This is a genomic window from Paeniglutamicibacter psychrophenolicus (assembly GCF_030812255.1).
Classification (GTDB): domain Bacteria; phylum Actinomycetota; class Actinomycetes; order Actinomycetales; family Micrococcaceae; genus Paeniglutamicibacter; species Paeniglutamicibacter psychrophenolicus_A.
The window spans coordinates 38524-61697 of record NZ_JAUSSH010000020.1 but is presented as its reverse complement, the minus strand read 5'-3'; the positions used below and the strand labels follow the sequence as shown (position 1 = coordinate 61697).

Annotated in this window: 26 protein-coding genes; 11 read left to right on the top strand and 15 right to left on the bottom strand. The window is 67.3% G+C overall.

The window, feature by feature from the left end; all coding sequences use genetic code 11:
* The first annotated feature begins 9 nt into the window (after positions 1 to 9).
* Complete coding sequence (locus J2T21_RS19535) at positions 10 to 954, top strand: LysR family transcriptional regulator (RefSeq protein WP_307583754.1); 945 nt, start codon at positions 10 to 12, stop codon at positions 952 to 954.
* Between the two features lie 79 nt (positions 955 to 1033).
* Here J2T21_RS19535 and J2T21_RS19530 read toward each other — a convergent pair whose 3' ends face one another.
* Entirely contained in the window at positions 1034 to 1843 is an 810-nt protein-coding gene (locus J2T21_RS19530) for a type II toxin-antitoxin system VapC family toxin (RefSeq protein ID WP_307583752.1), read from the bottom strand.
* Between the two features lie 588 nt (positions 1844 to 2431).
* Positions 2432 to 3019, bottom strand: a complete 588-nt coding sequence (locus J2T21_RS19525; RefSeq protein WP_307583751.1) for a helix-turn-helix domain-containing protein — start codon at positions 3017 to 3019, stop codon at positions 2432 to 2434.
* Between the two features lie 47 nt (positions 3020 to 3066).
* Here J2T21_RS19525 and J2T21_RS19520 point away from each other — a divergent pair, with 47 nt between their 5' ends.
* Positions 3067 to 3948: a methyltransferase domain-containing protein gene (locus J2T21_RS19520; protein ID WP_307583749.1), complete on the top strand. Its 882-nt coding sequence runs from the start codon at positions 3067 to 3069 to the stop codon at positions 3946 to 3948.
* A gap of 73 nt (positions 3949 to 4021) precedes the next feature.
* Here J2T21_RS19520 and J2T21_RS19515 read toward each other — a convergent pair whose 3' ends face one another.
* The 5 genes from J2T21_RS19515 to J2T21_RS19495 form a co-directional block, all read right to left on the bottom strand.
* Positions 4022 to 4576: an isochorismatase family protein gene (locus J2T21_RS19515; protein ID WP_307583747.1), complete on the bottom strand. Its 555-nt coding sequence runs from the start codon at positions 4574 to 4576 to the stop codon at positions 4022 to 4024.
* Positions 4577 to 4687: 111 nt separating this feature from the next.
* Positions 4688 to 5041, bottom strand: coding sequence for a cupin domain-containing protein (locus tag J2T21_RS19510; protein ID WP_307583746.1), 354 nt, complete (start codon positions 5039 to 5041; stop codon positions 4688 to 4690).
* Between the two features lie 29 nt (positions 5042 to 5070).
* Positions 5071 to 5310 carry an alpha/beta fold hydrolase gene (locus tag J2T21_RS19505; RefSeq protein ID WP_307583744.1) on the bottom strand — a complete coding sequence of 80 codons (240 nt, stop codon included), beginning with the start codon at positions 5308 to 5310 and terminating at the stop codon, positions 5071 to 5073.
* Between the two features lie 39 nt (positions 5311 to 5349).
* On the bottom strand, positions 5350 to 5814 hold the full coding sequence (locus J2T21_RS19500) for a hypothetical protein (protein ID WP_307583742.1): 465 nt from the start codon (positions 5812 to 5814) through the stop codon (positions 5350 to 5352).
* A 124-nt stretch (positions 5815 to 5938) separates the two neighbouring features.
* Positions 5939 to 7033 (bottom strand): thermonuclease family protein, encoded by a 1095-nt coding sequence (locus J2T21_RS19495; protein ID WP_307583740.1) that lies wholly within the window; start codon positions 7031 to 7033, stop codon positions 5939 to 5941.
* Between the two features lie 295 nt (positions 7034 to 7328).
* On the opposite strand from J2T21_RS19495, the gene J2T21_RS19490 reads away from it, so the two are divergent.
* Entirely contained in the window at positions 7329 to 7796 is a 468-nt protein-coding gene (locus J2T21_RS19490; protein ID WP_307583738.1) for a hypothetical protein, read from the top strand.
* 105 nt (positions 7797 to 7901) lie between these two features.
* A complete protein-coding gene (locus tag J2T21_RS19485) occupies positions 7902 to 8303 on the top strand; it encodes a hypothetical protein (RefSeq protein WP_307583736.1) in 402 nt (133 codons plus the stop codon).
* A gap of 130 nt (positions 8304 to 8433) precedes the next feature.
* Here the strand turns inward: J2T21_RS19485 and J2T21_RS19480 are convergent, their stop codons facing one another.
* The 3 genes from J2T21_RS19480 to J2T21_RS19470 all read right to left on the bottom strand — a co-directional run bounded on the left by J2T21_RS19480 (position 8434) and on the right by J2T21_RS19470 (position 12188).
* Positions 8434 to 9504, bottom strand: a complete 1071-nt coding sequence (locus J2T21_RS19480; RefSeq protein WP_307583734.1) for a 2,3-butanediol dehydrogenase — start codon at positions 9502 to 9504, stop codon at positions 8434 to 8436.
* 162 nt (positions 9505 to 9666) lie between these two features.
* The gene (locus J2T21_RS19475; protein WP_307583732.1) at positions 9667 to 10500 is read right to left on the bottom strand and encodes an SDR family oxidoreductase; all 834 of its coding nucleotides are present in this window, start codon (positions 10498 to 10500) and stop codon (positions 9667 to 9669) included.
* Positions 10497 to 12188, bottom strand: a complete 1692-nt coding sequence (locus tag J2T21_RS19470) for an FAD-binding oxidoreductase (protein ID WP_307583730.1) — start codon at positions 12186 to 12188, stop codon at positions 10497 to 10499. Before J2T21_RS19470 ends, J2T21_RS19475 begins: the two co-directional genes overlap by 4 nt.
* 17 nt (positions 12189 to 12205) lie before the next feature.
* Between J2T21_RS19470 and J2T21_RS19465 the strand changes: the two genes are divergently transcribed.
* Genes J2T21_RS19465 through J2T21_RS19455 form a run of 3 tightly spaced genes read left to right on the top strand, consistent with a single transcriptional unit; the run spans position 12206 to position 15284 of the window.
* Positions 12206 to 12814: a TetR/AcrR family transcriptional regulator gene (locus J2T21_RS19465; RefSeq protein WP_307583728.1), complete on the top strand. Its 609-nt coding sequence runs from the start codon at positions 12206 to 12208 to the stop codon at positions 12812 to 12814.
* Entirely contained in the window at positions 12811 to 14385 is a 1575-nt protein-coding gene (locus J2T21_RS19460; RefSeq protein WP_307583726.1) for a glycerol-3-phosphate dehydrogenase/oxidase, read from the top strand. The genes J2T21_RS19465 and J2T21_RS19460 overlap by 4 nt, the downstream gene beginning before the upstream one ends.
* On the top strand, positions 14382 to 15284 hold the full coding sequence (locus tag J2T21_RS19455; protein WP_307583724.1) for a diacylglycerol/lipid kinase family protein: 903 nt from the start codon (positions 14382 to 14384) through the stop codon (positions 15282 to 15284). Before J2T21_RS19460 ends, J2T21_RS19455 begins: the two co-directional genes overlap by 4 nt.
* 18 nt (positions 15285 to 15302) lie before the next feature.
* Here the strand turns inward: J2T21_RS19455 and J2T21_RS19450 are convergent, their stop codons facing one another.
* The 4 genes from J2T21_RS19450 to arsB all read right to left on the bottom strand — a co-directional run bounded on the left by J2T21_RS19450 (position 15303) and on the right by arsB (position 19302).
* A complete protein-coding gene (locus tag J2T21_RS19450) occupies positions 15303 to 16136 on the bottom strand; it encodes an alpha/beta fold hydrolase (RefSeq protein WP_307583722.1) in 834 nt (277 codons plus the stop codon).
* A gap of 139 nt (positions 16137 to 16275) precedes the next feature.
* Positions 16276 to 17766 carry an FAD-dependent oxidoreductase gene (locus J2T21_RS19445; protein WP_307583721.1) on the bottom strand — a complete coding sequence of 497 codons (1491 nt, stop codon included), beginning with the start codon at positions 17764 to 17766 and terminating at the stop codon, positions 16276 to 16278.
* Between the two features lie 31 nt (positions 17767 to 17797).
* Positions 17798 to 18214 carry an arsenate reductase ArsC gene (locus tag J2T21_RS19440; RefSeq protein ID WP_307583719.1) on the bottom strand — a complete coding sequence of 139 codons (417 nt, stop codon included), beginning with the start codon at positions 18212 to 18214 and terminating at the stop codon, positions 17798 to 17800.
* Positions 18211 to 19302 carry an ACR3 family arsenite efflux transporter gene (gene arsB / locus J2T21_RS19435; RefSeq protein ID WP_307583717.1) on the bottom strand — a complete coding sequence of 364 codons (1092 nt, stop codon included), beginning with the start codon at positions 19300 to 19302 and terminating at the stop codon, positions 18211 to 18213. The genes J2T21_RS19440 and arsB overlap by 4 nt, the downstream gene beginning before the upstream one ends.
* Before the next feature lie 117 nt (positions 19303 to 19419).
* Here arsB and J2T21_RS19430 point away from each other — a divergent pair, with 117 nt between their 5' ends.
* Both J2T21_RS19430 and J2T21_RS19425 read left to right on the top strand, forming a co-directional pair.
* Positions 19420 to 19812 carry an ArsR/SmtB family transcription factor gene (locus J2T21_RS19430; RefSeq protein WP_307583716.1) on the top strand — a complete coding sequence of 131 codons (393 nt, stop codon included), beginning with the start codon at positions 19420 to 19422 and terminating at the stop codon, positions 19810 to 19812.
* Positions 19809 to 20243, top strand: coding sequence for an arsenate-mycothiol transferase ArsC (locus J2T21_RS19425; RefSeq protein WP_307583714.1), 435 nt, complete (start codon positions 19809 to 19811; stop codon positions 20241 to 20243). The genes J2T21_RS19430 and J2T21_RS19425 overlap by 4 nt, the downstream gene beginning before the upstream one ends.
* A 97-nt stretch (positions 20244 to 20340) precedes the next feature.
* Here the strand turns inward: J2T21_RS19425 and J2T21_RS19420 are convergent, their stop codons facing one another.
* Entirely contained in the window at positions 20341 to 20961 is a 621-nt protein-coding gene (locus tag J2T21_RS19420; protein WP_307583712.1) for a TetR/AcrR family transcriptional regulator, read from the bottom strand.
* 103 nt (positions 20962 to 21064) lie between these two features.
* On the opposite strand from J2T21_RS19420, the gene J2T21_RS19415 reads away from it, so the two are divergent.
* On the top strand, positions 21065 to 21580 hold the full coding sequence (locus J2T21_RS19415) for a cupin domain-containing protein (protein WP_307583709.1): 516 nt from the start codon (positions 21065 to 21067) through the stop codon (positions 21578 to 21580).
* Positions 21577 to 22599, top strand: coding sequence for an NAD-dependent epimerase/dehydratase family protein (locus tag J2T21_RS19410; RefSeq protein WP_307583707.1), 1023 nt, complete (start codon positions 21577 to 21579; stop codon positions 22597 to 22599). Before J2T21_RS19415 ends, J2T21_RS19410 begins: the two co-directional genes overlap by 4 nt.
* The last annotated feature ends 575 nt before the right edge of the window (positions 22600 to 23174 follow it).

The window sequence follows — 23174 nt, the reverse complement described above, 5'->3', positions numbered from 1 at the left end:
TCTTCGTGCATGATCGATCCGAGGCTCCACGTGCTCCGCATGCTTGCCACCCACGGGACCGTCACTGCCACCGCCAAGGCCATGCACTTCACGCCCTCGGCCGTCTCCCACCAGCTGCGCACCCTGGGCGAGGACCTCGACGTGGTGCTGCTGGTCCCGCAGGGACGCGGGGTCCGGCTGACCCCGGCGGCGCGCATCCTGCTCAGCAACGTCGATGCGCTGTTCTCCAGCTGGGAACACATCCGCGGGCTGCTGGCCGCCGAATCCGGCAGCTACGCGGGCTCGCTGCGGATCTGCGGCTTCTCCACCGCCGCGGCGGCCCTGCTGCCGGCGGTGGTCACGGCGCTGCGGGCCAGCCACCCGGCATTGGAGGTGCGGATCATCGAGGCCGACCCGGCCGAATGCCTCGAGCTGCTGCTGGCCGGCGACGCCGACCTGGCGGTGATCGTTTCCACCGAGGCCGCCCCGTCGAGTGCCGACAGCCGCTTCGAGACGCATTTCCTGCTCGACGACCCGCTGGAGTTGTTGGTTCCGGCCGGCCATCCGCTGGCTTCCCGGCCCGAGGTGGGACTGGCGGAGACCGCGGACCAGCAGTGGATCGTGGACCGACCCGGCCGTCCGCACCGGCAATTGGTGTTCAATTCCTGCGCCGAGGCGGGCTTCACCCCGATGGTGGCCCACGAGGCGGCCGAGTGGGACACCGGTGCGGCACTCGTGGCGGCGGGTTTCGGGGTGTGCCTGGTCCCGCGGCTGGCCAGGATACCGGCCGGCTATCCGATCGTGAGGGTTCCGCTGCGCGGGGATCCGGCTCCCTCGCGGCACATCCGCACCGTGGTGCGCCGCGGCAGCGGCTCCCAGCCGGTGCTGGCCGAGGCCCTGGAGGTGCTCTCCCGGGCCGCGGCCGACGTGCAGCTCCGTGCAGGGAAGGGACCGTCCGGGGCAGGACGTGCCTAGGGATAGCTGCATCCTGCTGGCACAACCCATGGCCATGCGGGATTAGATCTCATCACTCCGCTCCGCATAGCCGCACAGGTTAGCGCGGCAGCGGTGGTGGATCTCGATTGACGCGCGAGCGGAGCCACGGTGGTTGATTGATATATGCGCGAGAATCCGAATGGGATTTCAGGTCCTTCAGAAGATCTTTCCCCCGAGGGCTGGGAGTAGCGACGAATACCGAGTCCCTCTCAGTCACAGACCATCCACGCTTCTGGTAGAAAACCTTCAGCTGCGCGTCGCCGGTCAACAGGGGCATTCCAAGAACATGGGATGACGCGGCCACATACATGTCATTCATGGTGTTCCGCGCCGTGCCCTTGACGCGATATCCGCCCTCTACGAACTGGTTCGCGAGGACGAGTGCCTCAGCCGCGATCTCTTCGTCCAAAGGGATCACAGCTTCAATGTCACTACGTAGAAACTCCCATTTGCTGAGGACTCGCTTGAACGTCTTGCCTCGGAGGCCTCTCGAGGCGAAGGCGCGGAAGAGGCGATCGTGCCCGCCACTATGAGCGGCCGCGATGGCCACATGTCCCAGTTCGAGCGCTTCAGCCCGAAGAGCCGATCGGGGTACTGTCAGGCGATCAGCTAGTTTTGAGACAGGGAAACGCTTCCCGTGGTCGATGGCCCAGCGAATAATCTCGTCCGGTGGCATCCCGTGGCGGATGTTGAGGACATGCCCATCGATTACCGGCAGAGCATAGCGATATCTTGTCTCCTTGTCGGGCACTTGCATACCAAGGAGCTCTTGGGCAGACACCGAGGATGCAAACAGGGGCCTATCGAGCCATGAGCCATGCTCGGCCACCCAGTCCGGGGAAAGTCGATTCGTATCCAACAGGTACATGATCGAAATCCTAGTACCGCCCGCAGAACAAGTTGGAGCCGAGGGCGTTGGCGGTCGACTGGCGTGAATGGCGGTGCGCCACAGTCTACTTTTGAATCGGACAAGGAGAACTGACCCCGCGACGCTCAGCACTCACTGAGGCTCCCGGGAAATTCTCCAGGAATTGCATGGCATGCTTGCCCAGTTTCACGGCCCCAGCGGCTACCTGCTCACCTGTATTCCTCATCATTTCGGAAAAGGACGAGCCTTTAATCGTTGAATGTCGCGCCAGGCAGCGAGTTCGTATTCCCATTGTTCAGTCATACCGCGAGTGCAATCACCTACACCAACAGACATGGAAGTAAATCAGGCGCGTGCAGAAGAGAGTCCAGTTTGTTTCAGTGAGTGTGCAACCACACTAATATCCACGAACGCTGAGAAACTGAAGGCGGCGCAACGTCGTGTAAAACAACTTCGCCCCCCTGAATTAGGGTAGGTCGCTGGCCACTTATTACGACAAGCTCTAGCTGGCCTAAAGATCTGCATCCATGTTCCCAGCAACGCTTGGCTGGCACCATGACATCGCCGATACCGGTTTAGGCGTCAAGCCTAGTCCGCCCAGTGGTCGTGGTGCATGTGCGCACGTTCCCCACCGTGGTCGAAGATCGTCAGGATCTCCACGGGCCCCTCGTGTGCCCCGATGCGGTGCGGGACCATCGTGGAGAATTCGGCGGCCTGCCCCTCGGAAACCAGGATGGTGCGCTCCCCCAGCACCAGCGAGACGGTGCCGGACAGGACGGTGAACCATTCGCGGCCCGGGTGCACGCTCAGCCCGACCTCCTTCACGGAACGCTCGTGGGTGATGCGCATCTTGGCCACCGTGGTCCCGTTGGCCGAGTGCTCACGCGAGAGCAGCCAGGTGGTGAGCCCGGGCTGGTGCTCGGGCTCGGGGCGGATCACCACGTCCTCGTCGCTGGTCGGCTCGACCAGCTGGTCAAGGGTGGTCCCCAGTGCCTTGGCCAGGGGAACGAGTTGGTCCAGGGCGATGCGCCGATTGCCCGTCTCGATGCGGCTGAGCGTGGAGGGGCTCATGAAGCAGCGTGCGGCCAGGGCATCGAGCGACCAGCCCTTGGCCAGCCGCAGTCCCTTGAGGCGTTGGCGGATCACGGTGTCCATGGAAAGCTCTTCTTGCGTCATACGCAAGAGTGTATGCCAATCGCGCATTCGGTGGTTAGGCTGGAACCATGACGACACAGCACCCCCACGGACACGGCCACGACCACACCCACGACGGAAACCACGGCAACCACCACGAGCACCAGCACTCGGACGAGCAGGGCATGGCGGAAATGCTCGACCTGGACGCCCTGCTGATCAACGACCACCTGCAGGATATCTTCGCCTGGACCGCCGGGCACCAGCCAAGCCCGCGCACCATCCTGGACCTGGGCGCCGGCACAGGCACCGGAACGCTCGGCCTGGCGCGCACCTTCCCCGAGGCCGGGGTCGTTGCCCTGGACCAGTCCGAGTTCATGCTCGGGCGCCTGTCGAGGAAGGTGGAATCGCATGGGCTGGAGGAGCGGGTCTCGACCCTGCAGGTGGACCTGGACACGGCGTGGCCGGAACTGACGGACGTCGACCTGGTGTGGGCCGCGTCCTCCATGCACCATATGAGCGAGCCTGCCAATGTGTACGAGCGGATCGCCGGCACGCTGTCGGCCGCCGGACTGCTGGTGGTCGTGGAGATGGACGCCTTCCCCCGCTACCTGCCCCGGGACCTGGGGTTCGGCGCCCCGGGCCTGGAGGAACGCTGCCATGCGGCGGTGGGCAGCGCCAACTGGAACGCCCACCCGGACTGGGCCGGACCGATCCGGGAAGCGGGGATGGCGGTCGTCGACCAGCGAACCTTTGGCTACACGATCGATGAGGACCAGGAGCTGGTCGCGCGTGCCGCCCACCGATGGCTGTCCCGGATGCGCGATGCCCTCAAGGACGACCTGCCTGCGGCGGACCTCCACGCCCTGGACGTGCTGCTGGATGACAAGGACCCGCGCTCGGTGCTGGCACGCACCGACCTGTCGATGCGCGGCAGCCGCACGGTGTGGGCCGCACGAATCGCCAGGTAGGAACGAACCGCAGGGCTCCCGGGCTGGTTATTCACCGGACCCTAATCGGTTCGGGTCCAGCGCACAGGGACGGTCAGGACCGGAAGTCGACGTCCTGCGTGGAGACGACGGCGGCGGTGCGGCCGGGCGCTCCCTGGAACTGCCAGTAGAGGTTGATGTGGGAGATCGCGACCTCCGGCGCCGGTGCTCCCCATTCGGTCATGTCGCTGGTGGTGTGCGCGTCCGAAACCAGGGTGACGTCGTAGCCCCGGGTGAAGGCGCCGTGGACCGTGGAGCGGATGCACGCATCCGACTCGGCACCCGAGACGAACAGCCGGCCGACGCCGGCGGACGCGAGCACCGCTTCCAGGTTGGTGCCCTCGAACGAATCCCCGTAGATCTTCTGGATCACCGGTTCTTCGGCGGCGGGCGAGAGCTCCGGGACGATTTCCCAGTCGGCGCTGCCCACTTCCATTTCCTCGTCGGAGTGCTGCACCCACACCACCGGCGCACCGGATTCCCTGGCCCGCTTCACGAGTTCGTTGATGTTGCCGATGGTTTCCTCGCGCAGATAGGCATCTGCCACAACATTGTTCTGGACGTCGATCACCACCAGGGCGGTGCGGTCCCGGTCCGGGAATGTGCTCATGGTCGTCTCCCCTTTGAAGGATGTGCCGGTGCTTATCCACGAACCAACCTACGCCGATGCACCCTCGATTTGGAATGGCCGGCGCGGAGAACTTAACCCGTCCCCGGGCCGCTATCGGGTCTCGACCACGAAGACCGCGAACGTTCCCTGCTCGAGCGTCTCGAAGTCGTGGGCCTGGTCGCCGGGGTAGCTCATGTAGTCGCCCGGCCCGAGTTCCGTGGCGTTGCCGGCGACGGTGTTCCTGGCCCGGCCCGCGGACAGGATGATGTGCTCGACGGTTCCCGGGGCGTGCGGCTCGGAATGCTTGACGGCTCCTGGTTCCGCGGTGATCAGGTAGATGTCACGGCGTGCGTTCGGCGGGCTGGGTGCCAGCAGGGCGGCCGCGTAGTCCGCGGATCCCGAGGCCAGTCGCGGGCCCTCGCCGGCCCGGATGACGGTCACCGCGGGGCGGGGCGGATCGAGCAATGCGGAGAGCGGGACACCGAATGCGGTGCTCAGGGTCCCGGGCGGGTGTTACAGGCGACGAGCATGTTGGCCAGCGCCTCGCTGGTGGCAGCGTGGTTCAGGTAGGGTTCCGGGGAGCTTTCGCCGTGGCCGGACAGGTCGGGCACCTGGACCCGATATCTGGTTTCCAGGCTCCGGCGCAGCGACGTCCACATCCACCCGGCGACTCCCCCGCCAGGGAGCAGCAGCACCGGCTTGCCCGTTGCGGGCCCGAAACCGTTGGTGATCATCCATGCAACCCTATCGGCAAGGCCCGGGGGAAGGCGGTTTCAGGATTTGCCAGCCAACTCTGCGATGGCCCCGAAACTGGCCTGCAGGATCTTCTCCACCACCGCCGGCGGGTACCCCAGCAAGCCCAAAACCGTCTTGTAGCGGGCGATGTTCCCGCTCTTCCATTGTTCGGCTACCTCGGCCGGGGTGAGTTCCGGCTTCCAGCGGCCCAGCGTGGCAAGGGCTTCCTCGGGGCTGGTGGTTCCGGCGACCAGACCGTCAAGCAGCTGCTGGAAATCCGGGACTCGTTTGCGCCGGGCCTCAGCCCCCGCGGTGTACACGCTGATCAACGACAGCAGCAGCCCCACCACACCCACGAGGAATCCTGCCACCTCGAGGAATTCCGCGTGCGGCTCGCCTTCCGACTCGCCACCGGGATCCCTGTCGAACGGTGCCGCGGCGGCCGCGAAACGGCCGGCCACCGCGGCGAGATCCGGCGTTAGCCCTTCCTCGAACACGCCCATGTCTTTCCCCGTTTCCCGAAGCATCCGATATACACCACTTGGCGCGGAGTCTAGCAACGAATCCGGTCCCGGGACATGGCAACGCAAACCGCCCACGGGCGGCGCCTGGTCATTTGGTCTTCGGTCAGCAGGGCTTCCAGCTCTTGCCACCGGGTGCGTAGCAGCGCGGGCCGGTGTATCCGGAATACGAACCGCCACCGCTCTTGGGCCTCGATTTCTGGACCGGGGCCCGGTATGTCTTCTTCGGCGCCGCTTGGCGACGGCGCTCCGCGGCCTTGCGCTCGGCGGCACGCTTGGCCGCGGCCTGGCGTTCGGCCGTCGCCTTGGCAGCGGCCTTGCGCTTGGCTTCCGCCTTGGCCTGGGCTTGGGCCTTGGCCACGGCAGCAGCCTTGGCCTTGGCCTTGGCTTCGGCCTTCACCTTTGCGGCCTGCTTGGCTGCTGCTTCCTTCTTGGCCTGAACCAGCGCCGATTCCTTGGCTGAAAGCTTCTTCTCGATGGAGGCGGCCCGGTCCATCGCAGCGGACATCAAGGGCAGGTAGGTGGCCTTCCGCGATGCCCAGACCGCCGAACGCACGGCGTCCCCGGAGCCGTCCAACGCCTGCAACGCGGCAGACTTGGCCTTGCCCGCCACGATTGCTGCAGCAACGATACCCAGCGCCGAACCAACGGCTTCGACGCCGGCAGGAACCGTGTCTTCCAGTGCCTCAAGCCCGGCGATCGCGTCCTGCGCCATGGCGGGAACCGTGCACGCAACATCGGTGCCGAACAAGCCCTTGCCGCCATCCTGCGCTTGCTGCTCGGCGGCAAGGACCTCGGCGTAGAAGCGCTCGTTGGGCTGGAAGAGGACCGCAACCCCGAGCCCGGCGGCGGCAATGTCGGCATTTACCAGGCTTCCGTCCTTGTAGACTCCGGCGAGCGTGCGGCCGTATGGATCCAGGCGGCTGACGTCGTAGGCCAGCTCGATTCTGTCCCCGGGCGCGAGCAAGGACTTGGTGAACTCGGTGGCCTCGGCACCCAGGCACTGGACCGGCTTGTCCGGGTGCTTGGTTTCGGGCGTATCGATATTCAGCAGCCGCACCGTGGTCTCGGTCCCCGACAGGTCGGCAACAATCGTGTCGCCGTCAATGACCCTGACCACGGTGGCCCCGCTGCCGTCGCTTGCCGACTTCGCCGGCGGTGCTTGCGTGCACCCCGTGGCGACAAATCCAAGTACTGCCACGGCCGCAACGACCTTCCCCAGTCTGCCAGCCAACGCCCCGGCCGAATTGCTTCCCCTGAACAATGAATCCCCCTGATGAATCTCGAAAATGCAAGTGGTCAAACGTTCAGTATAGTCTCGGCACGCACCCAGAAACATTCCAGGAGACTCCATCTCCGATGCATCGATGGCCCGCTTGCTCGCCAACGGCCATCGGCATTTTCCGGGCCGGCGATTGTTCCGTCTGCAAGACAGGGATCCAGCGGCCCGGGCGTGTGCACGCCATGCCGCGCGGGCACGCAGTTAGGGTGGATCCATGAACCGTTCCTCTTATTCGGACACTTCAACAATCCGTTCGCGACTTGTGACGTCACTGGTCACCGGTGTGGCCAGCGGCGCCTTGACGCTCATTGACCCGGCCAAGCTGAAGCCGGCGACCCGGGGAACCCTCTACGCGGGGACGGGAATCGCTACCGCCACCCTGGGATGGTTCGGTCTCCAGGCAAACGCGGAAACCAGGGATCGCGCCGCCCTTCGCACAGCCGTCGCGCTGGGGCTGGGGACGTTGAGCGCAGCGGGCACCAAGTTCGGCTTTGTGATCGATGCAAGAATTCACCAAGCACTGCTCCGCCGCGGCATCCGGAACCCGCGTCCGGTCATGGCCATCGGTGCCGGGGTCCTCACGACCATGATGGTGCTGTTCGACTCCCCGCCCGCCGGAAAAGACACGGAGCAAGTTCCGGATCTCCCAGAAGAGGCAACCCAAGACCCGGGCTTGGCGTAGCCGTTCCGGACACCCCTCCTTGGGCCCGCTCGCGGAAGCCGGAGTGCCACGGGGCGTCCATTTTGGCCTGCCGTCCTTCCGGGGCAAGCGAGTAGCATGGGCGCCATGACGCGCTTTGCGATCGACCCACAGACCCTTTTGCATCTGGCCGAGATCGGTTACGAACTGGACCCGACGGACCAATTGGTTGCGCCGAATGCGATCCGTCCAGCGGCCATGGAGCTGCTCCTGCGCAAGGTGCGCAAGGGCGAGATCACCGAGTCCCGGGCACTGGAGATCCATGAATTCATCACCGCACTGAAGATCCGTGCGCTCGGGGACCGGGTGTCACGGCGCGTTGCGTGGGATCTTGCCCGCGAGCACGACTGGGAGTCGACCATGCTCGCGCAATACCTGTCCGTGGCCAAGCTGCAGGCAGATGTGCTTGTCGCCCTCGATCCGGAACTCATGGCAATCGCCGCCGGAATCGTTCCACTGGCCCCGGTCTCCGCATTGCTTCCCCGGTAACCCCGTCTATCGGTCCTTCGCGCGCATGGGTGCGAACCCGGTCGAGGGAATCAACGCCGGCCGGCCGCACCCAACGGCACGGGCGGCAACGCGGGCCCACACAGGTGGGCCCCGGCCGCTAGGACAATTCCTAAAGGCCCTTGCCGCTCGGCGAGACGAGGATCTTCACGGCCGTCTCGTTGTGGTTGATCAGCGTGTCGAAGCCCTCATCGATCAGGTTCTCCAGGGCGATCTTCCCGGTGATGAACGGCTTGAGGTCGATCTTGCCGCTGCCGACCAGCTCGATGACCTCGGCGTGGTCGCGCACATAGGCGATGGTGCCGCGCACGTCGATTTCCTTGAGCACGATCTTCTGCATGTCCACCGTTGCCGGATGGCCCCAGATGGAGACGTTGACCAGCACGCCGGTGGGCTTGAGCGCATCGAGCAGCGTGTCGAGCACCGCGTTGACCCCGGCGCATTCGAAGGCCACGTCGGCCCCGAGGCCGTTGGTGATTTCCAGGACGCGGGCCTTGACGTCCTCGGTGCTGGGATCCAGCACGTGGTCGGCGACCCCGCTGTCGCGCGCCTTGTCCTTGCGCGCGGCCGAGAGCTCGCTGACGATCACCGTTACTCCCATGCCCTTGAGCACCGCTGCGGTGAGCAGGCCGATGGGCCCGGCGCCGCCCACGAGCGCGATCTGGCCCTGGTGCACACCGCTGCGCACCACCGCGTGGTGCCCCACCGACAGGGGCTCGATCAGCGCCGCCTCGTCCAGCGGGATGTCCCCGATGGGGTGGACCCAGCGCGCGTCGACAACGATCTTCTCGCCCAGTCCCCCGCCGCCGCCGGCCAGCCCGATGAAGCCCATCTTGAGGCAGAGGTGGTAGTTCCCCGCCTGGCAGGAGGCGCACTGCCCGCAGGTGAAGTACGGCTCGACCACGACGTTTTGGCCAACGGCCAGGTCCATGACGCCCTCGCCCACCGCCGTGATGGTGCCGGAGAATTCGTGCCCCAGGGTCACCGGGGCTTCCTCGTGGGTCAACGGGTGCGGGTGGCCCGGGGACGGGATGAAGATCGGGCCCTCGAGGTATTCGTGGAGGTCGGTGCCGCAGATGCCGCACCAGGCGACGTCGATGGCCACCGCCCCGGGGCGCAGCTCGGGCTCGGGGATCTCTTCGATGCGGATGTCTTTTTGTGCGTAGAAGCGTGCAGCCTTCACGGCGGATCCTTTCTCGAACGACCGGACGCGGGGACACGCGCCCGTACGGGTACCATGCGGGCAAAATGGATTGTCCGTGCATGGAATCCGTTCATTCTCGACGCTACAGCCGAGCCGCGGCCGGTGGCTAGTGCCATGCCGACGGCTTTGGGCCCCGAGGCCCTATTTGCGCCCGGTGAAGTGCTCCATGGACTTGTAGACCCCGAACACGCGCCCGGCGACGACGTCCCAGGCCGCAAGCGGCAGCACCCCGCGCAGCGCGGTGCTCAGTTTCACGGTCCAGGGCATCATCAGCATCGGCTGGCCGTCCTTCATGGCCCGCCAGACCCGCTCGGTCACCGGCCCCGGTTCCAGCAGCGGGGTCAGCAGCGGCCCGCGGGCGCCGGCGAACATGCCGGTCTTGATGTAGGAGGGGCAGAAGGTGGTGACCTTGATGTGCGCATGCCCGGCCTGCGCCAGTTCCAGGCGCAATGAATCGGACCAACCGATCACTGCCCACTTGGAGGAGGAGTAGACGCTCATCCTGGGGTTGGCCAGCAGCCCGGCCGCCGAGGCGACGTTCACGATCCGGCTGGTGCGCCCGCCGGAAATCATGGAGGGCAGGAATTCGCGGGTGATGTGCATCAGCGCCAGGGTGTTGATGTTCATGGTCGCGGCGATGTCGGAGCGCTGGTCGTGCTCCCAGAAGTACTTGCCGCGCACGATGCCGGCATTGTTGATGAGGATGTCCGGTGCCCCGACCCCGGCGCGCACCGCCTCGGCGGCTTCCTCGATGGACTCAAGCCTGGACACGTCCACCACCATCGTGTGGATCCGGCTGCCACCTGTGCGCAGCTCGACGGCGGTGCGTTCGAGCTCCGCCGCGTTGATGTCCCAGAGGATCACGTGGCTGGCCCGGTCGCGCACGGCAAGTTGGGCATACATCTTGCCCATGCCCATGGCCGCCCCGGTGATGAGCACGGTCGATCCGGCCAGTGTGTCGATGACGGGGCTCATGGCTTCTCCTTGGTTGGTGCTGCGCCTTTGGCTGCGGGGATGAGTTTTCCGGGGTTCATGATGCCGCTCGGATCCAGGGTTTCCTTGATGCCGGCCAACACCGCGATGCCCAGGGCACCGATTTCCGCTTCCATGTAGGGTGCGTGGTCGGTGCCCACCGCGTGGTGGTGGGTGATGGTGGCCCCGGCAGCGACGATGGCCTCGGAGGCGGCCTTCTTGACGCGGGCGTTTTGCGCCGGCCCGTCCTGCTCCAGCCCGGCCAGGAACGTGAAGTAGAGCGAGGCGCCGTCCGGGTAGACGTGGGAGATGTGGGCCTGCACGTAGCCGGTTCCCCCGCCTTCGCCCAGGGCGTCGAGGATGGCGCCGCGCACCGCGGCGTAGGTGGCTTCGAGCCTGGTCCAGGTCGCGGCGGTTTCCAGGGTCTCGACCAGCACGCCGCGGGTCAGCAGTTCGTCGCGCAGGTAGGGGCCGGAAAAGCGCCCGCGCTCCCAGGCCCGTGCCGGCAGGGGTCCGACACGGATACCTCCGGCGGCGCGCAGGATCCGTGCGCTGCGCCGCTTGCGGGCGGCGGTTTCACGTTTCGATCCTTCCCAGACGAACAGGGCGAGCGCGGGCGTGTGCTGGCCGCGCAGCGCCAGGTACCTGGCCATGGCGGCGGTCTTGGGGCCGCCGAGCTTGAAGGTGGCGGCCGTCTGGTCGGTGTCGCTGAGCCTGCAGACATGGGGCATGTCCCCGCGGACGCCCTCGTGGCGCAGCCGGCGCAGGGCGGCGGCCCCGGCGGCGAAGGATTCGAAGGACCAGGCGCCGTGGCTCCTGGCTTCGGGCAGCGGCTGGACCAGCATCGTGGCGGAGGTGATGACCCCGAGGGTGCCCTCGGATCCCACGACGGCATCCAGGAGCTTCGGGCCGGCGGCGGTCCCGGGTGCCGGGGATCCGACGTCCAGGGGCCCGGCGGGGGTTTCCAGGTGGACGGCCTTGACCAGGTCGTCTGAGCGGCCGTAGCCGGTGGAGGCCTGGCCGGCCGAGCGCGTGGCGACGTAGCCGCCGAGGCTTGCCTCCTGGTGGCTTTGCGGGAAGTGCCCGAGGGTGAATCCCAGTGGTTCCAGGGCCGACTCGATGGCGGGGCCGCGGATCCCTGCCTCGAAGGTGGCGGTGCGCGAGAGCGCATCGAGGTGCAGCAGCCTGTCCATGCGCCGCATGTCGAGCGTGACGACCCCGGAGAAGGGGCCGCGCAGCGGTTCGACTCCCCCGACGACCGAGGTTCCCCCGCCGAAGGCGACCACGGCCAGGCGCCGACGAACGCACAACTCCAGGACCCGGCGCACCTCCTCGGCGCTGCCGGGGAAGAGCACCGCATCGGGTGCCTGCAGCGCGTCGCCGCCGCGGATGCGCAGCAGGTCGGGGGTGCTCTTGCCGCCGGCGTGGAGGATGCGTTCGGTGCGTTCACTCGAGACGTGTTGGGCCCCGCAGATCCCGCGCAGTTCCCCCAGCACCTCCTCGCCCAGGGCGGAAGGGGCCAGTGCGATGTCCTCGAAGTCGACTGGCGGATGCGTGGCCTTCACGTGCTGAAGCCCGAGGGTGGCGCGCAGGTATTCGAGGCCGCCCGCGGACAGCGGCTTGGCCCGGGCCGGGTCTCCCCAGCCGTACCAAACCGAGCGGGGAATCGTCACTGTGCTCTGGGTCACCATGCGATACAGTGTGACACATGACGTCACAACGTACCAGCAGCCCCGGCGACGAGGGCCTCCTGCTGGCCACGCGCGCCTCGGTGGTCCGCCACGGGGTGCGACGCACCACCGCGAACGACATTGCCGAACGGGCGGGGGTCTCCCGCATGACGTTCTACCGCCGGATGGGCTCGGTGGAAAACGCCGTGCTCGCCACCCTGACCCGCGAATTCCGCACCGCCGCCGCCGATGTCCGCGCCGCCTCCCCCGCCGGCACCGGGCGCGAACAGCTGGTGCACTTCAGTATCCAGGCCGTGCGGGTCTTTGCCACCTCGGAGCTCCTGGAATCGATTGCCGAGCGCGACCCCGAGTTCCTCATCCCCTACGTCACCGACAGGTTCGGTGCCAGCCAGCAGCTGATCCTGGCCCAGCTCGAATCGCTGATCGCCGCGGGGCTGGAGGATCGCAGCATCGAGGCGGGCGAGGCCACCGCCACCACGCTGCTGCTCGCCCTGCAGGGCGTGGCGCTCTCGGCGCGGCTGCTGCGCAAGAGCGGCACCTTCGAAGCAGCGCTCGCGGAGCTCGAGAAGATGCTCGTGCGCCACCTCACCCCCGGCGGGGAAGGCGCCCCCGGGGCAGGATCATGAGTGCCCGCCGGCCGACCTGGATCAACGACGCCACCCGGGCCCGATCGCTCGAACACCTGGCCGGGCGGGAAGTGGACGTGGCGGTCATCGGCGGCGGGATCACCGGGGCCGGCGTGGCCCTGGATGCGGTAAGCCGAGGATTGAGCGTGGCATTGCTCGAATCCCACGACTTCGGCTCCGGCACCAGCGGCTACAGCTCCAAGCTCATCCACGGCGGGCTGCGCTACCTGGCCCGCGGAGACTTCCCCGTCGCCTGGGAATCGGCGGTGGAACGGCGCCGGCTGATGCAGGACATCGCCCCGCACCTGGTCCGCCCGCTGGGCTTCATCATCCCCGACACCACCGGTGCCCCACGCACCCAGACCGCCGCGGCGGGGGCCGGCGTGCTGCTCTACGATGCGCTGCGCCGCGCCTCGGGCCTGGGATCCTCCATCCTGCCGCGCCCCCAGCTGCTCTCAAGGCAGGCCGTTGCGGCCATGGCGCCGGCACTGGACACGCCGGGGCTGCGCCGCGGGCTGCTCTACTGGGACGGGCAGGTCATCGACGATGCGCGGCTGGTGCTGGCCGTGGTGCGCACCGCCGCAGGGCTCGGCGCGCACGTGCTGCGCGATGCCAAGGCCACCGCGGTCACCGCCAGCTCAGTGGAGGCCATCGACACCCGCACCGGCGAAACCCTGGGGATCCGGGCGCGGAGCGTCGTCAACGCCGCCGGCGTCTGGGCCGCCGATTTCGATGCCAACCTGGAGCTGGTCCCGAGCCGCGGCACCCACCTGGTGGTGCGCGCCGCACGCCTGGGCAACCCGCATGCCGCCCACACCGTGGCGGTCCCCGGGCACTTCGGCCGGTACGTTTTTGTGCTGCCCCAGCCCGAGGGCACGGTGTACATCGGGCTGACCGACCAGGAGGACCGCGACGCCGACGGCCACCGCCCCGCCGTGCCTCAGCACGACATCGACTTCCTGCTCGGTGTCGTGAACCGGGTGCTCGATCCCCCGCTGGCCCGCACGGACGTGATCGGTACCTTTGCCGGCCTGCGTCCGCTGGTGCGCTCCGCGAGGGCCAACGGGCCCGACGGCACCGCGGACATCTCCCGCCGGCACTTGGTGAAGGATGTTCCCGGGGAACCGATCACCGTGGTGGGAGGAAAACTGACCACCTACCGGGCCATGGCGCAGGACGCGGTGGACGCCGCCGCGGCACGGCTCGGCGTTTCCACCCCGAGCCGGACCAGGCGGCTTCCGTTGGTCGGCGCCGCAGACCGCGACGCCCTGGCCGCGCTCCGGGCCCCGGCACGGCTGGTGGCCAAGTACGGCACGGAGGCACCCGTGGTCCACGCCCTCGCCGGGGAACACCCGCTGCTGGCCGAACCGCTCTTCGAGGGCACCGGGATCACCGGCGCGGAACTGTTCTTCGCCATCCGCGCCGAGGGGGCCACGGGCATCGAGGACCTGCTGGAGCGCCGCACCCGGCTCTCCCTGGTGCCCGCGGACGCGGCCCGGGCCGCCGGCCGCGCCGCCCAGGTCCTGGCACTGGCCGCCGACAGCCCGCCCGCGGAAGGACCGGGCGCATGAAGGCACCCTCGTTCGGACCGGCCCTGCTGCTGGTCAATCCGGCCTCGGGACGCGGCCGCGGCCTGAAACACCTTGAACAAACGGCCGCAGCCCTGCACGCGGCCGGATTCACCCCCTTCGTGCACATCACCGAAAGCCTGAAGGAGGCCACCGACCGGGCGCGCGCGGCCGCTGCCGGTTCGCTGGTGGCGGTGCTGGGCGGGGACGGGTTCCTGGGCGCCGCGGCGGCCGGGGCCAGGGAATCCGGTGCCATCCTGCTCCCGCTGGCCGGGGGCCGGGGCAACGACACGATCCGCCGCCTCGGGCTGGACCTGGACCCGGCCAAGACCGTGAGGGAGCTTCCGCGGCTGCTGGTGCGGGAGCTGGACCTGGGGCTGGTCAACGGCCGCGCCTACCTCGGGGTCGCGAATGTCGGCTTCGACGGGCTGGCCAACGAATACGGCAACGGCGCCCGGATCAACCTCGGACCCTTCGTCTACCTCTACGGCGGGCTGAAGGCCTTCCTCCAATGGCGCAACGTCACGTTCACGCTGAACGTGGACGGGGTGCGAAGCATCGTTCCGGGCTGGTTTGTCGCCGTGGGAAACGTCGGCCAATACGGCGGGGGACTGCACATCTGCCCGCAGGCCAGGGCCGACGACGGCCTGCTGGACGTGGTGTCCCTGGGACAGGCCACGATCCTGGGCGTGGCCCTGACCTTCCTGCGTTCCTACCGCGGCACGCACCTGCGCCAGCGGAACATCACCTTCAGCCGCGGCCGGGAGATCACCATCAACGCCAGCAAGCCGCTGAACATCTATGCCGACGGGGAAAACGTCGGCCCGCTGCCGGCCACGATCTCCATCGCACCGGCAGCCGTCAAGGTCCTGGTGCCCGCCGATTCCCCGGTGTTTGGCTGACCCGCCGCCGGGGCCCTCCTAACTTTTCAGGAAGGCCAGCAGGATCCGGTTGACCTCCTGCGCATGGGTCCAGAGCATGCCGTGCGGCGCTCCCTCGATCTCGTGGAACTGCGCGGCGGGAAGGGCCTTGGCGAAGCGGCGCCCGGTGTGTTCGATCGGCAGGATCCGGTCCGCGGTGCCGTGCACGATCAGGGTCGGCACCTTGATCCCGGCAACATCCTCGCGGAAGTCGGTCAGCCAGGTCGGCTGGGCGGCGACCGAGGCAAACGGCGAGGCCGCATAGGCCACATGCTTGTTGGCCTCCAGCGCCTCCGGGCTGAGCCGGTTGCCCAGGAACTGATCGGTGTTGAAGAAGTTCTTGAAGAACTCGGTGAAAAATGCGTAGCGGTCGGCCTTCACTGCCTCGAGCAGGGGTTCGAAGGTCGAGGCGGGCAGTCCCTCGGGATTGTCCGCGGTCTGCAGCAGGAACGGTTCCAGGGAACCGAGGAACACGGCCTTGGCCACGCGCGCGGCGCCGTGGTTCGACAGGTAGCGGGCCACCTCCCCGGTGCCCATGGAGAAGCCCACCAGCACCGCGTCATACACGTCGATGGCTTCCATCACGGCGTGCAGGTCGGCGGCGAAGGTGTCGTAGTCGTAGCCTTCGGTGGGCTTGGAGCTCTTGCCGAAGCCACGGCGGTCATAGGTGATGACCCGGTAGCCGGCCTCCAGCAGGGCCGCGGTCTGCTTCTCCCACGAGGTGCCATCCAGCGGATAGCCGTGGATCAGCACCACCGGCTGGCCGCTGCCGTGGTCCTCGTAGTGCAGTTCGATTGGCTTGCTGTTCTCGGTTCCTACGCTGATGGTTCCCATGGGGATCTTCCTTTCACCGTGCCGGGGCGCGCGGCGCAACGCCGCACTGCTTCCCACGCTATGCAGGCGGGGTGCGGCTTGGCAAGGACGCCGCCGCACCACCCGCCACTCCCCGCCCGGATCCCGGGGGTCGCAGTGCCTAGCTTTTTTGCTCGACGAGCAGCTCGGTGTGGCCGTGCAGGGTGCCGGTGGCGAAGCCGATTTCCACCGGTTCGGGGGTGCCGCAGCAGGACCCGGCCACAGGATCGGGGGTGCCGGTGGCGAATCCGATTTCCACCGGTTCGGGGGTGCCGCAGCAGGATCCGGCCACAGGATCGGGGGTGCCAGCTGCCGGTGCGTCGCAGGATCCTGCCAGGTCGGTGGAACACACCCCGGTGTCCGGCAGCTCCAGTTCCACTGTCTCGGCTGCGGCGCGGTCCCCGGCCAGGGCGGCGGCGATGGAGCGGACCTGCTCGTAGCCGGTGGCCAGCAGGAAGGTCGGGGCCCGGCCGTAGCTCTTCATCCCGGCGATGTAGAAGTCGGTTTCGGGGTGGGCAAGCACGGAAGCGCCGTGGGCGGAAACGGTGCCGCAACTGTGGAACTCGGGATCGATGAGCGGGCCGAGCTGACGCGGTGCCTCCACGGCCTGGTCCAAGTCCAGGCGCAGCTCCGAGAGCATTCCCAGGTCGGGGCGGAAGCCGGTGGCCGGGACCAGCAGGTCCACCTCCAGCCGACGTCCATCGGCCAGAACCACGCCGAGTTTCTCCCCGCGTTCCAGGGTGGTGACGGCGACGTTTTCGACGATGTCGATGTCGCCGTGCTCCACGAGGCGGCGCAGCGAGGTGCCCAGCTGTCCACGCGCCGGCAGCTGGTCCGCCGGTCCTCCCCCGTACATGCGGATCGGGTTGGCAGCCCCGCGCAGGCCCCACAGGATGCGGGTGTCGGGGTGGCGCTGGCGCAGCCGGCCCAGGCTGATCAGGGTGTTGGCCGCCGAGTGCCCGGCGCCCATGACCAGGATGGTTTTGCCGGAGAACGGCTCGGCGTCGGCGCCCAGCGGGTCAGGCAGCGGAGAGGTGATGAGCCCCGCCGCGTGGGCTTCGGCCTCGCCGATGGCCTCGATGCCCGAGCGGCCCACCGGGTTGGGGGTGCCCCAGGTGCCGGAGGCGTCGATGACAGCACGGGCCAACACGTCCTTGGTTTCGTCTGCGGTTTCGGTCCTGACCAGGAAGAGGGAATCCTCACGATTCTTGGAGCTGGTCTTGTCCACGCCTGCGCCATCCGCCCGGAGGCGGGTGACCTTGGCGACCCGGTGGCCGTAGCTGATGTGCGCGGCCAGGGCCGGGTGGGCGGCCAGCGGCTCGAGGTACTGGGTCACCATCTCGGAACCCGTTGGGAGGCGGGTTTCCCGGGGTGCGTTCCAGTCGCCGGCGTAGGCCGCGGTGGGAGTTTCGAGCAGCCGGCGGGCGGCGGCGTCGATGTTCCAGCGCCAGGTGGAGAAGAGCCGGATGTGCCCCCAGTTGCGGATGGCGGCTCCGGCACCGCTTCCGGCCTCGAGGACGCGGACGTCCTGGCCGCGTTCGAGCAGGTGCGCCGCGGTGGCCAGCCCGATGGGTCCGGCGCCGATGACGATGATCGGGTGGCTGTGGTTCATGGTCTTCCGGTCCTGGGGGTCGAGGGGTTTCTTACCTGGCGGCGGGCAGCAGTTCGGAGATCAGGGTTTCGATGCGCGCGCGGATCTCGTCGCGGATCGGGCGCACGGCCTCAACGCCCTGGCCCGCGGGATCCTCCAGCACCCAGTCCTCGTAGCGCTTGCCCGGGAAGATCGGGCAGGTGTCCCCGCAGCCCATGGTGATGACCACGTCCGATTCCTTCACGGCCTCGGTGGTGAGGATCTTGGGGGTTTCGCCCGCCATGTCGATGCCCACCTCGCCCATGGCCGCGACGGCGGCAGGGTTCACGGTGTCCGCCGGGGCGGAGCCGGCGGAGCGGACCTCGATCTGCCCGGCCGAGAGGTTGGCCAGGAAGGCGGCGGCCATTTGGGAGCGTCCGGCGTTGTGCACGCAAACGAACAGGACGGAGGGCTTGGTGGCGGTGTTCATGCTTGCGCCTTTGCGGGGTTGACGGAGGGGAAGAACTTTCGGGACCAGAGCGCGACGTAGACCAGGGCCACCAGCAGCGGCACCTCGATCAGCGGGCCTACGACCCCGGCCAGGGCCTGGCCGCTGGTGACCCCGAAGGTCGCGATGGCCACCGCGATGGCCAGCTCGAAGTTGTTGCTGGCCGCGGTGAACGCCAGGGTGGTGGTGCGGGCATAGCCCATGCGCAGGGCGCGGCCGATGAGCATCGAGGCGCCGAAGACCACCAGGAAGTAGACCAGCAGCGGCAACGCGATGCGCATGACGTCCAGCGGCTTGGCGATGATGTTGTCCCCCTGCAGGGCAAAGAGCAGCACGATGGTGAACAGCAGGCCGTAGAGCGCCCAGGGGCCGATCCTGGGCAGGAACCTGTCCTCGTACCATTCCCGGCCCTTGGCCTTCTCGCCGAAGGTCCGGGTGAGGTAGCCGGCCACCAGCGGGATGCCCAGGAACACGAGGACCGAGAGCGTGATGGTCCAAATGGAGAATTCGGCGCTGGTGGTGGGCAGCCCAAGCCAGGACGGGAGCAGCTGCAGGTAGAACCAGCCCAGGGCGCCAAAGGCGAAGACCTGGAAGACGGAGTTGATGGCGACCAGCACGGCGGCGGCCTCACGGTCCCCGCAGGCCAGGTCGTTCCAGATGAAGACCATGGCGATGCAGCGGGCGAGCCCGACGATGATCAGCCCGGTGCGGTATTCGGGCAGGTCGGCCAGGAAGATCCAGGCCAGCACGAACATGAAGGCGGGGGCCAGCACCCAGTTGATCACCAGGGAGGTGACCATGAGCTTTTTGTCGCTCAGCACGGCACCGGTCTCGTTGTAGCGGACCTTGGCGAGCACCGGGTACATCATCACCAGCAGCCCGACGGCGATGGGCAGGGAGATGCCGGCGACCTGGATGGAGTCAAGGGCCGCGCCCAGCGAGGGAATGAGCCGACCCAACACCAGCCCGAGGGCCATGGCCGCCAGGATCCAGACGGCCAGGTAGCGGTCCAGGGTGGAGAGCTTGGCGGTCAGGTGCCGGGTTTCGGCGGGCGGGGCGCTAGGTGTCACGTCGGGTTCACTCCAAAAGGCTAGGCATCGACGAGTGTCGATGTATCGAGTATCGTTGCATATATCGACGATTGTCAATCTCCCGTCCGGGAGCCGAAGGAAAGCGAGGCAAGGCACATGCCCACACCGGTTGCCACCCCAGTCCGTCGGGAATCCCCCGTGGTTCCCGTCCAGGAATCCGAAGCCCCGTGCTGCGTTCCCTCCCACGGGCAGGAGTCCCTGCTCGCCGGCGAGGCCGAGGCCCTGGCGGCGCGCTTCAAGGCGCTCGCCGACCCCAACCGGCTGCGCATCCTCTCGATTGTTTCCTCCTCGCCGGAGGCCGAGACCTGTGTCTGCGACTTGTCAGAGCCGCTGAACCTGGGCCAACCCACGGTCTCCCACCACCTGAAGATCATGGTGGAGGCCGGGCTGCTGACCCGCGAAAAGCGCGGCGTCTGGGCGTACTACTCGTTGGTCCCCGGCGCGCTGGACTCGCTGGCGGCAACGCTCAGCCCGAAGGCCAGCCGATGAGCTTCGAGCCTTCGCAGCCCGGGCGTCCCGCCGTCCTGTTTGTGTGCGTCAAGAACGGCGGAAAATCCCAGATGGCCGCCGGCCTCATGAAACTCGAGGCCGGCGACCACATCACCGTCACCTCGGCCGGCACCAAGCCCGGAACGGCCATCAACCCGCTCTCGGCCGAGGTCCTGCTGGAGATCGGCGTCGACATCGGCAATGAAAAGCCCAAGGCGTTGACCGAGGAAAACATGCGGGCCGCCGGGCACGTCGTGGTGCTGGGCACCGAGGCCAACGTTCCGGCCATTGACGGCGTCCAGATCGAGGTCTGGGAAACCGACGAGCCGTCCCTGCGCGGGATCGAAGGCCGGGAACGCATGGAACTTATCGCTAATGACATCCACGCACGCATCAAGGAACTCAAGCACCGCCTTCTCGACTCCCGCTAGACCCACACGCATCGCTTGATCAGGAACGCCAACACATTCCGGCAAGCTGCGTCTTGGGATGCGAATCCCGGAGCCCCTTTGAGCGCGACGGAACCCCCTACGGGCGAAACAGCTGGTGGGCCAATGTCGCCACGCACCAGGAGCGCCACTGCCCCGGCGTCCACCCGTACTCTGCCACGAAGCTCTGGTACGTCGTGGGGCTCATGAGGACCATCATGATGTCGGTGGCCCGTTCGTGGTCGAGTCCTTCGGCCAGGGTCCCCAGCGGCTCAAGCTTGCGCAACATCCCGCTCCACGCGGTGCGGCGCAGTGCTTCATTGGTCCGACGCACCTTCGCCGCCTCCGGGTCCGAGGCGGCCGCCCGCACGAACTCGTCAAGCGGGGCGGTCCGGGCCAGGACGGTCGCGGTGTTTTCCACCATGGTTTCGAGCGCCGCGCCCAGGGTCCCGGTGCGCCCCAAATCCCTGAACCAGTCCTGCTGCTCCGGGGGAAGCGAACCGCTCACGCCATAGACGGCATGCTCGTACACGTGCTGCAGCATGCTCTGCTTGGATCCAAAGGAGAAATACAGCGTCTGCACCGCCACACCGGCCCGCTCGGCAATCTCGGCCATGGTGGTGTTGTGGTATCCGGAGGCCACGATCAAGTCGTAGGCTGCGCCCAGCATTCGCTGCCGGGTGGCCAGCGCGGACTGCGCCCGATTCATGCGAGATGCCATGAAATTTCCTCCGCCCACCTCTTGACTCAACGCCGCTTCAGGATCATTCTACTAGTAGCTTCACTAGTGATAGTTCTAGTGAACTACCTGGGAGATGTCAACCATGAAAACCCAACCATTCGAAATCCCCACGCCGGTGGCACCCTCCGACGGTGAACCCGTCCCGGCATTGAACATGGTCCACAAGGTCAATTATCCCGATCTCGGCGGCCTGCTGCTGGTCATGGAGGGAATACTGACTCCCGGTGCCTTTGTTCACCCGCACACCCACACCCGGGAGGATGAGTGCACCTACATCCTCGAGGGCACCTTGACCTTCCTGGTCGGCGAGCGCGTAAGCACCCATGGCGCCGGAAGCTACATCCCCAAGCCCCGCGGGATCCCCCACGCCTTTTGGAACTCCTCCACGGAACCGGCCCGGGCCATGGAAATGCACACGCCGGCGACTTTCCAGCGCTACTACGACGAACTGGGCGTTGTCTTTTCCACCCACCCGGAAAACAGCCCCGGATTCTTCGCCGCATTCGACGCGCTGGCCGCCAAATACGGGCTGTTGATGCACTGGGACATGGCCAAGGACCTTCAAGCCCGATACGGCGCAGGGCTGGTGGCGACATGAACAACCAGGCCGGTGCCCCGATCTTTGTCACGGGCGGTTCGGGAATGCTCGGCTCCCGGGTCGTCACCGCCCTGGTCGCGGAAGGGTACCCGGTGCACGCACTGGCCCGCAGCGAGGCCGCCGGCAACAAGGTCGCGGCACTGGGTGCCCTGCCCTGCGCCGGGGACCTCCACGACGAAGGGGCCCTGCTGGCGGGATTGGTCGGATGCGATGCCGTCATCCACTGTGCCGCGGCCACCGGCGGCGACGGCGCAAAGCACGACTATGTCCGGGACAACCTGGAAGGAACCCGGAGCCTGCTTCGCGCATCGATGTTGGCCGGTGCCGGACGGTTCATCCATGTTGGGGCGGCGATGTGCCTGCTCGGCGGTCGCCCCGTCGACGGAGCCGACGAAACCTGGCCGCTTCACGAGTCGCGTTTCTCGGGATACATCACGACCAAGACCCTGGCCGACCGGGCGGTCCGGGCGGCGGCCACCGAACGCTTCGCGACCACGGTGATCCGCCCCGCCTGGATCTGGGGTGCCCCCGGGGATCCCCAGCTGCAGGGCATCTGCTCGGCGATCCGCAGCGGCAGGATGCGGATGGTTGACGCAGGTCGCCATCGCATTGTCACTTCGCATGTCGACAATGTCGTTTCGGCCCTGCTGCTGGCCTTGCACCATGGACATGGTGGGGATGCCTATTATGTGTTCGACGAGGATGCCCTACCCATCAGGGATTTTCTCGGCGGGTTGGTCGCCACGCAGGGCCTTGGGCTTCCACCGGCAAGCATCCCTGCGCCGGTTGCCAAGTTCCTGGCCTCGGTGTTGGGCGGCTTGTGGGCATTGGCACGCAAGCCCGGTCCCCCGCCCCTGGACCGGTTGGTGGTCGAACTTAACGCCCGGGATTTCCTGGTGTCGGACCAGTTGGCTCGGGACGTGCTGGGCTACCGGCCGCCGGTGACACGCGCCGAAGGCTTGGCGCGCCTGAGGCGCGACAGCGCACCGTCACCCCAGGCATCACGGCATCCCGCCTGAACAAAGCGCCCGGGAAAACCGACTGGATTCCACGGTTTGGTCGCCGGCGCACAGCGTGCAGAAAGGTTACGGTGCGGTTCTGGGTTCGGCGGCACCCGTGCGCCGGCCCGGCATTGCCCTTGGCCGCGGAAACGGGATCACCCCCAGCGCCAGCATGCCGTTGAATATCCATGCCGGCAGGGAAATGATCGGCCCGCTGCCGGCAACGATCGGGATCGTGCCTGCAGCGGCCAGATGCTGGCGCCGGAGGACCCACCAGTGTTTGGGTGAACCGGCGACCGGAGGTGCGACCTGCATGAGCCACTCATGGCCGTCACGGTCGTGAAGTGTTCGTGGACGGGCGGGCCGGGAAAACGAACGGGATCTACCTGTTGTTGCGACTTGGAAAAAGCACGCGAAGTATTCTTTGCGACAATCGGTTCCGGTCGCGTTCGAGAGACTCGTTGACGTCATCCACGAGCTGCTGCAGTTCGCTAATGGTCTCGGGGCTCAGATATCTGTGTGGCTGTTCAGCCTCATGATTCTTCGTCATTTTCGTTGGCCTCTCTCGTAGTATCCATGCTACGTGTGATTGC

What these genes read in the sequence shown, in the direction of transcription:
- J2T21_RS19475 (WP_307583732.1), bottom strand. Translation starts at nt 10,500, where the DNA reads ATGAGCCCCGTCATCGACACACTGGCCGGATCGACCGTGCTCATCACC.
- J2T21_RS19445 (WP_307583721.1), bottom strand. Translation starts at nt 17,766, where the DNA reads ATGAACCACAGCCACCCGATCATCGTCATCGGCGCCGGACCCATCGGG.
- J2T21_RS19535 (WP_307583754.1), top strand. Translation starts at nt 10, where the DNA reads ATGATCGATCCGAGGCTCCACGTGCTCCGCATGCTTGCCACCCACGGG.
- J2T21_RS19440 (WP_307583719.1), bottom strand. Translation starts at nt 18,214, where the DNA reads ATGAACACCGCCACCAAGCCCTCCGTCCTGTTCGTTTGCGTGCACAAC.
- J2T21_RS19410 (WP_307583707.1), top strand. Translation starts at nt 21,577, where the DNA reads ATGAACAACCAGGCCGGTGCCCCGATCTTTGTCACGGGCGGTTCGGGA.
- J2T21_RS19430 (WP_307583716.1), top strand. Translation starts at nt 19,420, where the DNA reads ATGCCCACACCGGTTGCCACCCCAGTCCGTCGGGAATCCCCCGTGGTT.
- J2T21_RS19530 (WP_307583752.1), bottom strand. Translation starts at nt 1,843, where the DNA reads ATGTACCTGTTGGATACGAATCGACTTTCCCCGGACTGGGTGGCCGAG.
- J2T21_RS19485 (WP_307583736.1), top strand. Translation starts at nt 7,902, where the DNA reads ATGACGCGCTTTGCGATCGACCCACAGACCCTTTTGCATCTGGCCGAG.
- J2T21_RS19415 (WP_307583709.1), top strand. Translation starts at nt 21,065, where the DNA reads ATGAAAACCCAACCATTCGAAATCCCCACGCCGGTGGCACCCTCCGAC.
- J2T21_RS19520 (WP_307583749.1), top strand. Translation starts at nt 3,067, where the DNA reads ATGACGACACAGCACCCCCACGGACACGGCCACGACCACACCCACGAC.
- J2T21_RS19500 (WP_307583742.1), bottom strand. Translation starts at nt 5,814, where the DNA reads ATGGGCGTGTTCGAGGAAGGGCTAACGCCGGATCTCGCCGCGGTGGCC.
- J2T21_RS19455 (WP_307583724.1), top strand. Translation starts at nt 14,382, where the DNA reads ATGAAGGCACCCTCGTTCGGACCGGCCCTGCTGCTGGTCAATCCGGCC.
- J2T21_RS19450 (WP_307583722.1), bottom strand. Translation starts at nt 16,136, where the DNA reads ATGGGAACCATCAGCGTAGGAACCGAGAACAGCAAGCCAATCGAACTG.
- J2T21_RS19505 (WP_307583744.1), bottom strand. Translation starts at nt 5,310, where the DNA reads ATGATCACCAACGGTTTCGGGCCCGCAACGGGCAAGCCGGTGCTGCTG.
- J2T21_RS19425 (WP_307583714.1), top strand. Translation starts at nt 19,809, where the DNA reads ATGAGCTTCGAGCCTTCGCAGCCCGGGCGTCCCGCCGTCCTGTTTGTG.
- J2T21_RS19525 (WP_307583751.1), bottom strand. Translation starts at nt 3,019, where the DNA reads ATGACGCAAGAAGAGCTTTCCATGGACACCGTGATCCGCCAACGCCTC.
- J2T21_RS19420 (WP_307583712.1), bottom strand. Translation starts at nt 20,961, where the DNA reads ATGGCATCTCGCATGAATCGGGCGCAGTCCGCGCTGGCCACCCGGCAG.
- J2T21_RS19515 (WP_307583747.1), bottom strand. Translation starts at nt 4,576, where the DNA reads ATGAGCACATTCCCGGACCGGGACCGCACCGCCCTGGTGGTGATCGAC.
- J2T21_RS19465 (WP_307583728.1), top strand. Translation starts at nt 12,206, where the DNA reads ATGACGTCACAACGTACCAGCAGCCCCGGCGACGAGGGCCTCCTGCTG.
- J2T21_RS19490 (WP_307583738.1), top strand. Translation starts at nt 7,329, where the DNA reads ATGAACCGTTCCTCTTATTCGGACACTTCAACAATCCGTTCGCGACTT.
- J2T21_RS19460 (WP_307583726.1), top strand. Translation starts at nt 12,811, where the DNA reads ATGAGTGCCCGCCGGCCGACCTGGATCAACGACGCCACCCGGGCCCGA.
- J2T21_RS19470 (WP_307583730.1), bottom strand. Translation starts at nt 12,188, where the DNA reads ATGGTGACCCAGAGCACAGTGACGATTCCCCGCTCGGTTTGGTACGGC.